At 60.1% G+C, this 14650-nt stretch carries 11 protein-coding genes and 2 tRNA genes; 8 read left to right on the forward strand and 5 right to left on the reverse strand.

Going from position 1 to position 14650, the window contains the following annotated elements; translation table 11 throughout:
• The first annotated feature begins 4 nt into the window (after positions 1-4).
• Both hflK and hflC read left to right on the forward strand, forming a co-directional pair.
• A complete protein-coding gene (gene hflK, locus DKY63_RS22285) occupies positions 5-1183 on the forward strand; it encodes an FtsH protease activity modulator HflK (RefSeq protein WP_110966071.1) in 1179 nt (392 codons plus the stop codon).
• Complete coding sequence (hflC, locus tag DKY63_RS22290) at positions 1183-2052, forward strand: protease modulator HflC (RefSeq protein ID WP_095192129.1); 870 nt, start codon at positions 1183-1185, stop codon at positions 2050-2052. The genes hflK and hflC overlap by 1 nt, the downstream gene beginning before the upstream one ends.
• A 17-nt stretch (positions 2053-2069) precedes the next feature.
• On the opposite strand, the gene DKY63_RS32205 is transcribed toward hflC, so the two are convergent.
• Positions 2070-2315: a hypothetical protein gene (locus DKY63_RS32205; RefSeq protein ID WP_162634918.1), complete on the reverse strand. Its 246-nt coding sequence runs from the start codon at positions 2313-2315 to the stop codon at positions 2070-2072.
• A gap of 49 nt (positions 2316-2364) precedes the next feature.
• On the opposite strand from DKY63_RS32205, the gene DKY63_RS22295 reads away from it, so the two are divergent.
• The 3 genes from DKY63_RS22295 (at position 2365) to DKY63_RS22305 (ending at position 6985) form a co-directional block, all read left to right on the forward strand.
• Positions 2365-3552, forward strand: coding sequence for an ATP phosphoribosyltransferase regulatory subunit (locus DKY63_RS22295; protein ID WP_110966072.1), 1188 nt, complete (start codon positions 2365-2367; stop codon positions 3550-3552).
• Positions 3553-3606: 54 nt separating this feature from the next.
• Positions 3607-4899: an adenylosuccinate synthase gene (locus DKY63_RS22300; RefSeq protein WP_110966073.1), complete on the forward strand. Its 1293-nt coding sequence runs from the start codon at positions 3607-3609 to the stop codon at positions 4897-4899.
• A gap of 151 nt (positions 4900-5050) precedes the next feature.
• Positions 5051-6985, forward strand: coding sequence for a methyl-accepting chemotaxis protein (locus DKY63_RS22305; RefSeq protein ID WP_110966074.1), 1935 nt, complete (start codon positions 5051-5053; stop codon positions 6983-6985).
• Positions 6986-7075: 90 nt separating this feature from the next.
• Here DKY63_RS22305 and DKY63_RS22310 read toward each other — a convergent pair whose 3' ends face one another.
• The 4 genes from DKY63_RS22310 to DKY63_RS22325 all read right to left on the reverse strand — a co-directional run bounded on the left by DKY63_RS22310 (position 7076) and on the right by DKY63_RS22325 (position 10285).
• Positions 7076-8638, reverse strand: coding sequence for an ABC transporter permease (locus DKY63_RS22310; protein WP_110966075.1), 1563 nt, complete (start codon positions 8636-8638; stop codon positions 7076-7078).
• A complete protein-coding gene (locus DKY63_RS22315; RefSeq protein WP_110966076.1) occupies positions 8638-9648 on the reverse strand; it encodes an extracellular solute-binding protein in 1011 nt (336 codons plus the stop codon). Before DKY63_RS22315 ends, DKY63_RS22310 begins: the two co-directional genes overlap by 1 nt.
• 281 nt (positions 9649-9929) lie before the next feature.
• Positions 9930-10016 (reverse strand) — tRNA-Leu (locus DKY63_RS22320).
• A gap of 182 nt (positions 10017-10198) precedes the next feature.
• Positions 10199-10285, reverse strand: a tRNA-Leu gene (locus tag DKY63_RS22325).
• 226 nt (positions 10286-10511) lie between these two features.
• On the opposite strand from DKY63_RS22325, the gene rnr reads away from it, so the two are divergent.
• From rnr to rpsF, 3 genes are all read left to right on the forward strand, one after another.
• Positions 10512-13151, forward strand: coding sequence for a ribonuclease R (rnr, locus tag DKY63_RS22330; protein ID WP_110966077.1), 2640 nt, complete (start codon positions 10512-10514; stop codon positions 13149-13151).
• The gene (rlmB, locus tag DKY63_RS22335; protein WP_110966078.1) at positions 13148-13915 is read left to right on the forward strand and encodes a 23S rRNA (guanosine(2251)-2'-O)-methyltransferase RlmB; all 768 of its coding nucleotides are present in this window, start codon (positions 13148-13150) and stop codon (positions 13913-13915) included. Before rnr ends, rlmB begins: the two co-directional genes overlap by 4 nt.
• 305 nt (positions 13916-14220) lie before the next feature.
• Positions 14221-14643 (forward strand): 30S ribosomal protein S6, encoded by a 423-nt coding sequence (rpsF, locus tag DKY63_RS22340; protein ID WP_003221133.1) that lies wholly within the window; start codon positions 14221-14223, stop codon positions 14641-14643.
• The last annotated feature ends 7 nt before the right edge of the window (positions 14644-14650 follow it).

The raw sequence follows: 14650 nt of genomic DNA on the forward strand, positions 1-14650 counted from the left end.
CGCTATGGCTTGGAATGAGCCGGGTGGCAACTCGAATAATCAGGATCCTTGGGGTGGCAAGCGCCGTAACAACGGCGATCGCAAGGGGCCTCCGGATCTCGACGAGGCCTTCCGAAAGCTGCAGGAAAGCCTGAACGGGTTGTTCGGTGGTGGTAAGAAACGTGGTGGGGATGACGGCGGTGGTCCGGGCAGGAGTGGCGGCTTCGGCGGTCTGCTCGGCATCGGTCTGGTCGTAGCCGCCGCTGTCTGGCTGTACAGCGCGGTCTATGTCGTCGACGAGCAGGAGCAAGCCGTGGTGCTGCGCTTCGGCAAGTACTACGAAACCGTCGGCCCGGGCCTGAACATCTATTTCCCGCCGATCGACAAGAAGTACATGGAAAACGTCACGCGTGAGCGTGCGTACACCAAGCAGGGTCAAATGCTGACTGAAGACGAAAACATCGTCGAAGTGCCGCTGACCGTGCAGTACAAGATCAGCAACCTGCAGGATTTCGTGCTGAGCGTCGATCAGCCGGAAATCAGCCTGCAGCACGCGACTGACAGCGCCTTGCGCCATGTGGTGGGTTCCACCGCGATGGACCAGGTGTTGACCGAAGGTCGTGAGCAGATGGCCGGCGAAATCAAGGAGCGTCTGCAGCGCTTCATGGATACCTACCGCACCGGTATCACCGTGACCCAGGTCAACGTGCAGAGCGCAGCGGCACCGCGTGAAGTTCAGGAAGCCTTCGATGACGTGATCCGTGCCCGTGAAGACGAGCAGCGGTCGCGCAACCAGGCTGAAACCTATGCCAACGGCGTCGTGCCGGAAGCTCGTGGTCAGGCCCAGCGCATTCTCGAAGATGCCAACGGTTACCGCGATGAAACGATCTCGCGCGCCAAGGGTGAGGCCGATCGCTTCACCAAGCTGGTTGCCGAGTACCGCAAGGCGCCTGAAGTGACTCGTCAGCGTCTGTATCTGGACACCATGCAGGAAGTCTTCAGCAACACCAGCAAGGTTCTCGTGACCGGCAACAAGAATGGCCAGAGCAATCTGCTTTACCTGCCGCTGGACAAGATGATCGACAGTAGTGGCCGCAGCACCAGCACACCGATGAGCAGTGCGGCAGCTACCAGCAATGAAGCGAATGCACGTGCGGCAGCTGATCTGCAGCAACAGCCAGCACGTACCAGGGAGAGTCGCTGATGAGCAATAAATCGCTGATCGCCCTTATTGTCGGCGTCGTCGTGGCGATCGCTGCCTGGAACTGCTTCTACATCGTGGCTCAGACCGAGCGTGCGGTGTTGCTGCAGTTCGGTCGCGTGGTCCAGACCGATGTTCAGCCAGGCCTGCATGTGAAGGTGCCTTACGTTAACCAGGTGCGCAAATTCGACGCCCGTCTGATGACGCTGGACGCGCCGACACAACGCTTCCTGACCCTGGAAAAGAAAGCCGTGATGGTCGATGCCTACGCCAAGTGGCGTGTGAAGGACGCCGAGCGTTTCTACACCGCGACTTCCGGCCTCAAGCAGATTGCCGACGAGCGTCTGTCCCGTCGTCTGGAGTCGGGCCTGCGTGACCAGTTCGGTAAGCGCACCCTGCACGAAGTGGTGTCGGGTGAGCGTGATGCGCTGATGGCCGACATCACCGCTTCGCTGAACAAGATGGCTGAAAAGGAACTGGGCATCGAAGTGGTCGACGTTCGCGTCAAGACCATCGACCTGCCTAAGGAAGTAAACCGCAGTGTGTTCGAGCGTATGAGCACCGAGCGTGAGCGTGAAGCTCGCGAGCACCGCGCCAAGGGTAACGAGCTGGCTGAAGGCATCCGTGCCGACGCCGATCGTCAACGCCGCGTGCTGCTGGCCGAAGCCTATCGTGAGTCTGAAGAGATTCGCGGTGATGGCGATGCCCAGGCCGCTGCGATCTACTCCAAGGCTTATGGTCAGGATCAGGAGTTCTACGCGTTCTACCGTAGCCTGCGTGCCTACCGTGAAAGCTTCGCGAATAAATCCGATGTCATGGTCCTCGACCCAAGCAGTGACTTCTTCCACTACCTGGAAAAAGCCAAGCCTTGATACGCGGTTGACCTGAATCACCCCGCCCGGCGGTTAAAACCTCTGGCGGGGTGATCCTTTGGGAAAACGTGTGTATGATGCGGCAGCCGGGAAATTCCCGGCTTTTTTGCGTCTGCATGTTTGATTGCTGTTTTTGTGCAGGTGCCGGAGCCCGATGGCTCGACAGGTTTTACGAGGAAAGTGCTTGGCGAAGCCCATTTCAGGCTTTTCGCTTCGTCGCTCATGCGCGTTGTTTTCGCTGGGCGGATCATTTTCTGCTTCACTCAAGGCTCGCCCAACGGCTTGCCGCCCGGATCATGGGGGAATGGCGTAATGGCAACGGTAGACCGCTGGCTTCTGCCAGATGGCATCGAAGAAGTACTGCCACCGGAGGCGGCGCGCATAGAAGTCGCGCGTCGTCAGGTGTTGGATCTGTTCCAGAGCTGGGGTTACGAGTTCGTCGTGACTCCCCATATCGAGTACCTGGAATCCCTGCTGACCGGCGCGGGCCAGGACCTGGATCTGCGCACTTTCAAGGTCATCGACCCGCAATCGGGTCGGCAGATGGGTTTCCGTGCCGACATTACGCCGCAAGTCGCGCGTATCGACGCGCACACCCTGCGTCGCGAAGGCCCCAACCGCCTGTGCTATGCCGGCAGCGTATTGCACGCCCAGCCGCGAGCCTTGTCGTCCTCGCGCAGCCCGATCCAGTTGGGCGCCGAGCTGTACGGCGATGCCAGCCCGAGCAGCGACGTCGAAGTCATCAGCCTGATGCTCGCCATGCTGCAACTGGCCGATGTGCCGGATGTGCACATGGACCTGGGGCATGTAGGTATCTACCGCGGGCTGGCGCGTGCCGCCGGACTGTCCGGTGAAGTTGAACAACAGTTGTTCGACGCATTGCAACGCAAAGCCATCGACGAGGTCATTACCTTGACCGAAGGTCTGCCGGCGGATCTGGCAGGCATGCTGCGGGCGCTGGTTGACCTGTGTGGCGATCGTGAGGTGCTGTTGGCGGCTCGCGAGCGTCTGGCGAAAGCCCCGGCGCAGGTGATTGCGGCATTGGACGACTTGCTGGCGATTGCCGAGCGTCTGTCCGTGCGTTTCCCGGAACTGCCGCTATATTTCGACCTTGGCGAATTGCGCGGCTACCACTACCACACCGGTGTGGTGTTCGCGGCGTTCGTACCGGGCGTTGGCCAGTCCATTGCCCAGGGCGGTCGTTACGACGACATCGGCGCCGACTTCGGTCGCGCCCGTCCGGCAACCGGTTTCTCTACCGATTTGAAAACCCTGGTGACCCTGGGGCGTGCTGAGATCGAGCTACCGTCTGGCGGTATCTGGATGCCTGACAGTACGGATGCGGCACTCTGGCAGCAGGTTTGCCAGTTGCGCAGTGAGGGTCAGCGTGTTGTTCAGGCCTTGCCTGGGCAGCCTTTGGCCGCCGCCCGTGAAGCGGACTGCGACCGGCAATTGATTCAGCAGAACGGGCTTTGGCAAGTATCGCCACTGGCTTCTTGAGTTTTCCTGCCGGCCGCCGCCGGCACCAAGTTTGCGCGAATGAGGACAAGTGTTATGGGTAAGAATGTCGTAGTCCTGGGCACCCAATGGGGTGATGAGGGCAAAGGCAAGATCGTTGATCTGCTGACCGAACATGCTGCCGCCGTAGTGCGCTACCAGGGTGGCCACAACGCTGGCCACACGCTGGTGATCGACGGCGAAAAAACCGTCTTGCACCTGATCCCGTCGGGCGTGCTGCGCGAAGGCGTGCAGTGCCTGATCGGTAACGGCGTGGTGGTTGCACCCGACGCCCTGCTGCGGGAAATCAACAAGCTGGAAGAGAAGGGCGTACCGGTGCGCGAGCGCCTGCGCATCAGCCCTTCCTGCCCGCTGATCCTGTCCTACCACGTAGCACTGGACCAGGCCCGTGAAAAAGCCCGTGGCGAGCAGAAGATCGGCACCACCGGTCGCGGCATCGGCCCGGCTTACGAAGACAAGGTTGCACGTCGTGGCCTGCGCATCGGTGACCTGTTCCATCGCGAGCGTTTCGCCGCCAAGCTGGGCGAGTTGCTGGACTACCACAACTTCGTGCTGGTCAATTATTACAAAGAGCCTGCCATCGACTTCCAGAAGACTCTGGACGAGTGCATGGAATACGCCGAGTTGCTCAAGCCGATGATGCTCGACGTTACCGCCGAGCTGCATCAGCTGCGTCGCGATGGCAAGGACATCATGTTCGAAGGCGCCCAGGGTTCCCTGCTGGACATCGACCACGGTACCTACCCGTACGTCACCAGCTCCAACACCACCGCTGGCGGCATCGCCACCGGTTCCGGTGTGGGCCCGATGTTCCTCGACTACATCCTGGGTATTACCAAGGCCTACACCACTCGCGTCGGTTCGGGCCCGTTCCCGACTGAGCTGTTCGACGACGTTGGCGCGTTCCTGGCCAAGCGTGGTCACGAATTCGGTGCAACCACCGGTCGTGCTCGTCGTTGCGGCTGGTTCGATGCCGTCATCCTGCGTCGCGCCATCGACGTCAACAGCATCTCGGGCCTGTGCCTGACCAAGCTGGACGTACTGGACGGCCTGGAAACCATCAACATCTGCGTTGGCTACAAAAACGCTGACGGTGCAGTGATCGACGCGCCGACCGATGCCGACAGCTACATCGGCCTGGAGCCAGTGTACGAAGAGATGCCGGGCTGGAAAGAATCCACCCTCGGCGCCAAGACGCTGGAAGAGCTGCCACAGGCTGCTCGCAACTACATCAAGCGCGTCGAAGAGTTGGTCGGTGCACCGATCGACATTATTTCGACGGGTCCGGACCGCAACGAAACCATCGTTCTGCGTCATCCGTTCGGCTGATAAGTCGTTGATGTAGAAAACAAAGGCCCCTTAATCGGGGCCTTTGTCGTTTATGCCTGTTGGACGGCATGCCCCTTGCAGCGAACATTAAAAAAAGCATAGCTTCTGGCGTGCCATCAATTTAATGGCGCCAAAAGCAGGGGGGTCTCCAGTGTCAGCCGTTCTCTCACTGTTACAAAGCCGACTTTTACGGCCGGTGTTCGTTACTCTCGGTATCGCCCTTTTAGTGCAGGTGCTGGTGGCTGTTGCTCTGACACGGAGCACGGTGACCGCGCTGGAAGCCGACCTGGGGTCGCGCCTGGGGGCGGACAGTCAAAAACTGTCCGGCGAACTGGAGCAGGCAGGGCGTGAAGTCACTTCGAGCCTCGACAGTCTCTCCACCAGCACACGGCAACGGCTCACGGCCGGTTTGTCCTCGCGGCTTGAGGAAGAGCAGGCGCAACTGCGTGCGACCCTGGAAAAGGACCTGAAGGATTCCGCCAGTGACATGGCGCAGCTTCTGGCTTCGGTTGCTCCCCGCGCGATGTGGGACAACGATATTCCGACTCTCTCCGAATTCGCCCGCCGGGCACAGCGCAACCCTAACGTGTTGTTCGTGGTCTATGACGACGCGACGGGCCAGCACCTGACGCGATACCTGAACCGGGAAAACGCGATCAACAAGGCTTTGCTGGAAAAAGGCCAAGGCGAGCGGGCGCTGGACAAGGTGCTGGATGCCGCGAAAAACGATCCGTCGGTGTTCTACATCGAGGCCTCGATCAATCCCAATGGCGTGGAAATCGGCAAGGTGTTGATGGGGGTTTCCACTGCCTCGGTGGAAACCGATCTCGCGGCCTTGGACAAGCGTTTCTCCGCACTGATCGCCAGTAGCGACCAACTGGTGGGCGATAGCCTTAAAGGTGCGGCAGCTGACAGCGCTGCAGCCATGCGTTCACGTCTGCAGTCGGCACAGTCCACTGCTTCCGAGATGAAAGCCAATACCACCGACACGGTGCAGGAAGCGGCGGCAACCTTGCGCTGGCGCATCGGCGTGGGTCTGGCAGTGGTCGGTGCCGGCGTTTTGCTGCTGCTTGCCGTGGTGCTGGGACGTCGAGTGGTCAATCGTTTGAAGCTACTGATTAGCGCCATGGACGACCTGGCGGCCGGCGAAGGCGATTTGACCAAGCGTGTGCAAATCAACAGCAAAGATGAAATCGGCGATATGGCCTCGGCGGTCAATCGCTTTGTGGATAAGTTGCAGCCGATCGTGCGCGAGGCAGGTGATGTAGCTCAGCGCACCGGCGTGGAAATCGGTGCCATGACCCTGCGCAATGCCGGGGCCGATGCGGCAGCCGGCATGCAGCGAGACGAAGTGGCCGAGAGCCTGCGTGCGTTGTCGCAAATGGCGGATGAGGCTCAATCCGAGAGCCAGGCCATGCAGGCCGCGCTCAAGCAGGTGGTGGAGATTCGTCAGGCCACCGACGAAAACACCCGGACCTCGGCGAAAGTCGGCAACCTGATCGAAGCGTTGGCCGGGCAAGTCGATACTGGCGCGCAAGTGATCGAGCGACTGGCGCAGCAGAGTGAGCAGATTGAAGTGGTGCTGACGGTGATTCACGGGATCGCCGAGCAGACCAATCTGTTGGCACTGAACGCGGCCATCGAGGCGGCGCGCGCAGGGGAAACTGGGCGCGGGTTCGCCGTGGTGGCGGATGAGGTGCGGGCGCTGGCGAGCAAGACCCAGAGCTCCACGGGCGATATCCAGGCGCACATCGTGGCGTTGCAGCAAGGTGCACGCGAAGCGGTAGCCGCGATCGGTCAGGCGGGGCGTCAGGCCAGCGAGGGCTTGCTGGTGTTGCGTGACAGCGCACGGTTGCAGCAATCGGTGCAGGCTTCCGTGGAGCAGGTGCATGCGGCGATCGGTCTGGCGACCCAGGCAGCGGCGCATCAGGCCCAAGGGGCTCAAGCGGTGCGGGGTCGTGTGGAGACGATTCATGCGCAGGCCGAGAGAGCCGCGCAAGCGGTGGTGGAAACCACGGCTAGCGGTAAGGTGCTGGATGGCCTGGCAGCGCAGTTGAAGGCGAGTCTGGGGCAGTTCAGGGCGTAATGTGTTGTTGGGTCTGACGCCTCGCGGGCAAGCCTCGCTCCTACAGGGATTGTGTAGTCCTGTAGGAGCGAGGCTTGCCCGCGAAGCTTTTTAGCGGTTCAGATACATCCGCGTCGTAAGCAAATACACCGGCAGCCCCGACACCAGAATCAACAGCGCCGCATAAGGCGCCGCCGCCGCAAACTCCACATTCGCGGTATGCGCCCAGACTTCCGTCGCCAACGTATTGAGGCCGGTCGGACTCAACAGAAGCGTCGCCGTCAGCTCCTTCATCGCATCCAGGAAGACAAGCGCAAACGCCGCCCCCAGTGCCGGGAAGATGATCGGCAATGTCACCCGGCAAAACGCGGTGAACGAGGATGCACCCAGTGTGCGCGCAGCGTCTTCCAGTTGCGGAGCGGCCTTGTTTAGCGCCGTACGAATCGGTGCCTGAGCCAGCGGCAGAAACAGCAGTGCATAGGCGATCAGTAGCAGCGCGGTGGTCTGATACAGCGCTGGCACATAGTGCAAGGCGAAATACACCAGGGTCAGGGCGATCACCAGCCCGGGAAGTGCGTGCAGCAAATACGGCAGGCGTTCGGCCCAGATTGCCAGCTGTCCCTTGTAGCGCACGACCAGCAGCCCCACCGGAACTGCCAGCACTAGACACAGCGCTGCGCCGCCCAGCGACAGGGCCAGGGACGACAGCAGCGCCTCACTGATGGCGGCAACCGGAAAGGCGGCTGACGAGCCGACCGCCAACCAGTACGCCAGCATGCCCAGTGGAATGCCGCTACCGATGATCGCCAGCAGCAGGCAGTACAGTTGCCCGGCGATCGCCCAAGGCCCCAACCGAACCTGTTCTGCCTGACGCGCCGCACCCTGGCCGGTGCGCACGTGCCGACCCTTGCCTCGAGCGCGCAGCTCCAGCCACAACAGGGCCAGGCACAGCGCCAGCAGCACCGCGGAAAGCATCGCGGCGTTGGCATTGCTGAATTCCAGCTCGAACTGCTGATAGATCGCAGTGGTGAAGGTTTGCAGGCCGATGATCGACAGCGCGCCGAACTCCACCAGCATGTGCAGGGCAATCAGCAGGGAGCCCGCGAGCAGCGACGGCCAGAGCAAGGGCAGGGTGATCTTGAAAAACACACCCCAGCGATTCTGGCCCAGCGTGCGCCCGGACTCTTCCAGCGAAGGATCAAGGTTGCGCAGGGTTGCCGCGACGGGCAGGAATATCAGCGGGTACTTGGACAGGGTCATGACCAGAATTGCCCCGCCCAGTCCTTCGAAGTGGGCGCTCAGCGACACCCAGGTGAAGCTGCTGACGAACGCCGGTACGGCGAATGGCAAACACAGAATCACGCCCCACAAACGCCGTCCCGGCAGATTGCTGCGTTCCAGCAGCCACGCCAGTGACAGGCCGATCACGCCGCATGCCAGCGTTACCCCGATCATCAGTGTCAGCGTATTGCGCAACAGCCCGAACACATAAGGACGCCAAAGCAGATGCAGTGCTTCGGCCCAGCCTGCTTGCCACGTCTTGAGTCCGACATAGGCCAGCGGCAGCAGGCTGAGCAAGACCAGCAGCAAAACCGGCAGCAACAACCAGATCGATGGTCGTCGGCGCCCTGGCACGTAGTTGCCGTTCGAGGTGATGGGAAGCGATGCGCTCATCAATTCAGGCCGACGTCGCGTTCCAGGTCCAGGGCTTCTTCTGCGTTGCCCAAATCGGCTGGAGTGACGGCCGGTGCTTCCAGTTCGCTGAATGGCTTGAGGCCGCGATCCGATTCCATGCCTTTGTGCAGGGGGTATTCGGCGGTGGTCTGAGTGATTACGCGCTGACCTTCTTCGCTGGCCATGTAGGCGAGCAGTTGCTGGGCTTCACTTGGATGTTTGCTGGATTTCAGTACGGCGGCGCTGGAAACGGTGATCAACCCGCCAACGTCGCCGCCGGTGAAGTAGTGCAGCTTCGAGTCGAGCTGGCCTTTTTCGCGCTGCAGGGCGAACCAGTAGTAGTTGTTGACCAATACGGTGGCGACCTCGCCATTTTCCACGGCCTTGAGTGCGACCATGTTGTTGCTGTAGGTCTTGCCGAAGGCGCGCAGGCCGGTTAGCCATTCTTCGGCGGCATCCATGCCGTGCATCTTGATAATCGCGACGGCTTGTTCCTGGAATGCACCGCTGGTGGGCACGAACCCGACCTTGCCCTGCCATTTCGGGTCGGAGAATTCCATCACCGACTTGGGCAGGTCTTTTTCATCAACCAGCTTCGGGTTGAAGGCGACGACCCGGACTCGGGCAGTGACGCCGATCCAGGTGCCATTGCCGGCGACATATTCCTTGGGCAGAACGGCCAGGGTTGCATCGTCAGCCTTGGCCAGCAGGCCTTGCTCGCCGAGCTTGTTCAGGGGCGGCGATTCTTCTGTGTAGATCACGTCGGCCGGGGAGCGATCGCCTTCTTCGACGATCTGACTGGCAAGCTGATTGCTGCTGCCCTTGCGCACATTGACGTGAATGCCGGTCTTGGCCTCGAAGGCTTTGGCGACGGCGTCACCCACTTCCTTGTGCTGGCCGTTGTAGAGCGTCAGGGAAACCTTGTCGTCGGCTTGGGTGAGGGGAGTGGCGAGTGCCAGGCCGAGAAGGGTGATGGTCAAGCCTCGGCGCAGGGTATTTCGAAACATCATTCGCAGGGTTCCTCACTGTCGCATTGCAAAAACTTGCAACAATGATAAACGATATTGTTTCTCAAATGCGCTTTGTGTAGTCGCGGTGTTTTCTGTAGAGGCGAGCATGCTCGCGATGGAGTCATGGCCACCGCGGGGTGTCAGGCGGCCAACGTTATCGTTGGCGACCATCGCGAGCGTGCTCGCTCCTACAGGGTGGGGTGCTTTCTGAAGGGCAGAAACGCAAAAACCCGCTTTCGCGGGTTTTTGTGAAACTCAAGGCCGTAACCTTGAATTTGAATTGGTGCCCAGAAGAAGACTCGAACTTCCACGACCGTAAGGTCACCAGCACCTGAAGCTGGCGTGTCTACCAATTTCACCATCTGGGCATTCATCTTCAGCGTTGCCGCTGTTGATGTGGCGCACTATACGGACCGCATTTTGATCTGTAAACCCCTGATTTAATTTTAATAAATCAGTTCGGACAAAATGCGTGGCCAGAATGCAAAAAACCCGCTTTCGCGGGTTTTTTGTGTGAGCCTTGAAACTGATCTAGTCTCAAACTCGAAATTGGTGCCCAGGAGAAGACTCGAACTTCCACGACCGTAAGGTCACCAGCACCTGAAGCTGGCGTGTCTACCAATTTCACCACCTGGGCAGCTTCGACAACATGTCTGTGTCGTCGATGGCGCGCACTATACGGAGCGCTTTTTTAACTGTAAACCCCCGTCGCCAAAAAAAATGATTTTTTTTACCAGCGGTGTTCAAAACGCTTTGGATGCGTCGATACAAGGCGTCATATGGCCTCTATATAGTTCGAAATTTCCCGTTTCATTACGCCTATGCCAAACTAACCCGCATATAGACAAGGTGAAAACTCTCTAATGGCCGATTGGCAATCCCTCGATCCCGAGGCCGCTCGTGAAGCGGAAAAATATGAAAACCCCATCCCTAGCCGCGAACTGATCCTTCAGCACCTTGCTGATCGTGGTTCGCCTGCTGCCCGCGAGCAGTTGGTCGAAGAATTTGGTCTGACCACAGAAGACCAGATCGAGGCCCTGCGTCGCCGTCTGCGCGCCATGGAGCGCGATGCTCAACTCATTTATACCCGCCGTGGCACTTATGCGCCGGTGGACAAGCTCGACCTGATTCTCGGTCGGATCAGCGGCCACCGTGACGGCTTCGGTTTCCTCGTGCCGGATGACGGCAGTGATGACCTGTTCCTGAGCCCGGCGCAAATGCGTCTGGTGTTCGATGGCGACCGTGCCTTGGCCCGTGTGTCCGGCCTGGACCGTCGCGGTCGCCGCGAAGGCATGATTGTCGAAGTGGTGTCCCGTGCCCACGAAACCATCGTCGGTCGCTATTTCGAAGAAGGTGGCATTGGTTTTGTCGTTGCCGACAACCCGAAGATCCAGCAGGAAGTGCTGGTGACCCCGGGCCGCAATGCCAACGCCGACATCGGCCAGTTCGTCGAAGTGAAGATCACCCACTGGCCGACTCCACGCTTCCAGCCGCAAGGCGACGTGATCGAAGTCGTGGGCAACTACATGGCGCCGGGCATGGAGATCGATGTCGCCCTGCGTACTTACGACATTCCTCACGTCTGGCCGGATGCCGTGCTCAAGGAAGCCGGCAAGCTCAAGCCGGAAGTCGAAGAGAAAGACAAAGAGAAGCGCATCGACCTGCGTCATCTGCCGTTTGTCACCATCGACGGCGAAGATGCCCGCGACTTCGATGACGCGGTCTACTGCGAAGCCCGTCCGGGCAAGCTGCGCCTGTTCTCTGGTGGCTGGAAGCTGTACGTAGCGATTGCCGACGTTTCCAGTTACGTGAAACTCGGTTCGGCGCTGGATGCCGAGGCTCAGGTTCGCGGCAACTCGGTGTACTTCCCCGAGCGCGTGATCCCGATGTTGCCCGAGCAATTGTCCAACGGCCTGTGCTCGCTGAATCCGCTGGTCGATCGCTTGGCCATGGTTTGCGAGATGACCATCTCCAAATCCGGCGAAATGACCGACTACTGCTTCTATGAAGCGGTGATCCACTCCCATGCACGCCTGACCTACAACAAGGTCAGCGCCATGCTCGAAACGCCGAAACTCGCCGAAGCGCGCAAGCTGCGTGGCGAGTACACCGACCTCGTGCCGCACCTCAAGCAGCTGTATGCGCTGTACAAGGTGCTGCTGGCGGCTCGTCATGTTCGTGGCGCGATCGATTTCGAAACCCAGGAAACCCGGATCATCTTCGGCTCCGAGCGCAAGATCGCCGAAATCCGGCCGACCGTGCGCAACGATGCGCACAAGTTGATCGAGGAGTGCATGCTGGCCGCCAACGTGGCCACTGCCGAGTTCCTGCAAAAGCACGAAATCCCTGCGCTGTACCGCGTTCACGACGGTCCGCCGCCAGAGCGTCTGGAAAAGCTGCGTGCCTTTCTGGGCGAGCTGGGCCTGTCCCTGCACAAAGGTAAGGACGGCCCGACGCCTAAGGATTACCAGGCGCTGCTGGCCAGCATCAAGGATCGTCCGGACTTCCATCTGATTCAGACGGTCATGCTGCGTTCGTTGAGCCAGGCGGTGTACACCTCCGATAACCAGGGTCACTTTGGCCTGAATTACGAGGCATACACCCACTTCACCTCGCCGATTCGTCGTTACCCGGACTTGCTCACGCACCGGGCGATTCGTAGCGTCATCCACTCCAAACAGGACACCCCGCACGTTCGTCGTGCCGGTGCGATGACCATTCCCAAGGCGCGCATCTACCCGTATGACGAAGCGGCTCTGGAGCAGCTTGGCGAGCAGTGCTCGATGAGTGAGCGCCGTGCCGACGAAGCAACCCGTGACGTGGTGAACTGGCTCAAGTGCGAGTTCATGAAAGACCGCGTGGGCGAGTCGTTCCCGGGCGTGATCACCGCCGTGACCGGTTTTGGCCTGTTCGTCGAGCTGACCGATATCTATGTCGAAGGCCTGGTGCACGTCACCGCGCTGCCGGGCGACTACTACCACTTCGATCCTGTGCACCACCGTTTGGCGGGCGAGCGCACCGGTCGCAGCTTCCGTCTTGGCGATACAGTCGAAGTACGGGTCATGCGCGTCGATCTCGACGAGCGCAAGATCGACTTCGAGATGGCTGAAAAAACCATCAATGCTCCAGTCGGTCGCAAAAAGCGTGGTAGCGACACTGCGGCTCCAGCGCCAACTGCTGCTACGAAAGCAGCGGCAGAGCCGGCATCGGCGAAAATCGGTCGTCGTCCAGCCAAGGAAAAGCCGGTCGAAGCCTACCGTTCGAGTGATGCCGCGGCGAAAAACGCCGAGGTGCGCAAGAGTCGTGAACTGAAAAAGGCGCTGCTGGCCGATGCGAAAAGCGGCGGTAAAGCGTCGTCTTCGGGAAAGACCGGACGGTCGGCGCCTGACAAGGCTGCCGGCGGCAAGCCAGCTAAGCCGAGCAAACATCGTAAAGGTCCGCCAAAAGCGGGCACCGCCCCAGCCAAAAGCGGTGGGGCGCGTAAACCCAAGGCCAAGTCATGAGTCAGTTGGAAAAAATCTACGGCGTGCACGCGGTAGAAGCATTGCTGCGTCACCACCCCAAGCGCGTCAAGCAGATCTGGCTGGCCGAAGGCCGCAGTGATCCGCGGGTGCAGACGCTGGTCGAACTGGCCAACGAGAATCGCGTCCAGGTCGGTCAGGCCGAGCGCCGGGAAATGGACGCCTGGGTTGAAGGCGTTCACCAGGGCGTGGTGGCAGAGGTCAGTCCTAGCCAGGTCTGGGGCGAGGCGATGCTCGACGAGTTGCTGGATCGCACCGAAGGTGCGCCACTGCTGTTGGTGCTCGATGGCGTGACCGATCCGCACAACCTCGGTGCCTGCCTGCGTTCCGCCGATGCGGCGGGCGCGCTGGCGGTGATCGTGCCGAAAGACAAGTCCGCCACCCTTACGCCGGTCGTGCGCAAGGTTGCTTGCGGAGCGGCGGAAGTGATCCCCCTGGTTGCCGTGACCAACCTGGCGCGTACCCTGGAAAAGCTCCAGCAGCGCGGCTTGTGGATTGTCGGTACGGCGGGGGAGGCTGAAGTCAGCATTTATGACCAGGACCTGACCGGCCCGACCATCCTGATCATGGGTGCCGAAGGCAAGGGCATGCGCCGCCTCACTCGCGAGCATTGCGATTACCTGGTGCACCTGCCGATGGCCGGTAGTGTCAGCAGTCTGAACGTTTCGGTGGCAACGGGCGTGTGCCTGTTCGAAGCTCAGCGTCAGCGTGGTGCCAAGGCCAAGGCAGCCGCCAAAAAGCCCTGATCCGGCTGTAAACCCTGTGGGAGCGAGCCTGCTCGCGAAAGCGGAGTAACATTCAGCATCAATGTTGAAAGTTACGCACTTTCGCGAGCAGGCTCGCTCCCACAGTAGTTTTGTGTATTGGCAAGGATGGGTGATTGTTCAAATAATCACCAATTACCTTGCGCCTCCCACGCCCCTTCTCTACAATTGCGCCCCTTGCTGTGACGGCAGGCGCACATGTGCCTCGTCCAAGCAAGTCCACAAGTGTCATTCACTCCTTGTCTGATCGCTTTTGAGCGGCAGGCTACAACCCGTAAGGAGCATTCATGCGTCATTACGAAATCATCTTTTTGGTCCACCCGGATCAAAGCGAGCAAGTCGGCGGCATGGTTGAGCGTTACACCAAGCTGATCGAAGAAGACGGCGGCAAAATCCACCGTCTGGAAGACTGGGGCCGTCGTCAACTGGCCTACGCAATCAACAATGTTCACAAGGCTCACTACGTGATGCTGAACGTTGAGTGCACCGGCAAGGCCCTGGCCGAGCTGGAAGACAACTTCCGTTACAACGATGCAGTGATCCGTAACCTGGTCATCCGTCGCGACGAAGCCGTTACTGGCCAGTCCGAGATGCTCAAGGCTGAAGAAAACCGCAGTGAGCGCCGTGAGCGTCGCGACCGTCCTGAGCACTCCGACGCCGATGGCGTTGAGGGTGATGACAGCGACAACAGCGATAACGCTGACGAGTAATCCACGG

Source organism: Pseudomonas putida, from assembly GCF_003228315.1.
Taxonomy (GTDB): Bacteria; Pseudomonadota; Gammaproteobacteria; order Pseudomonadales; family Pseudomonadaceae; genus Aquipseudomonas; species Aquipseudomonas putida_S.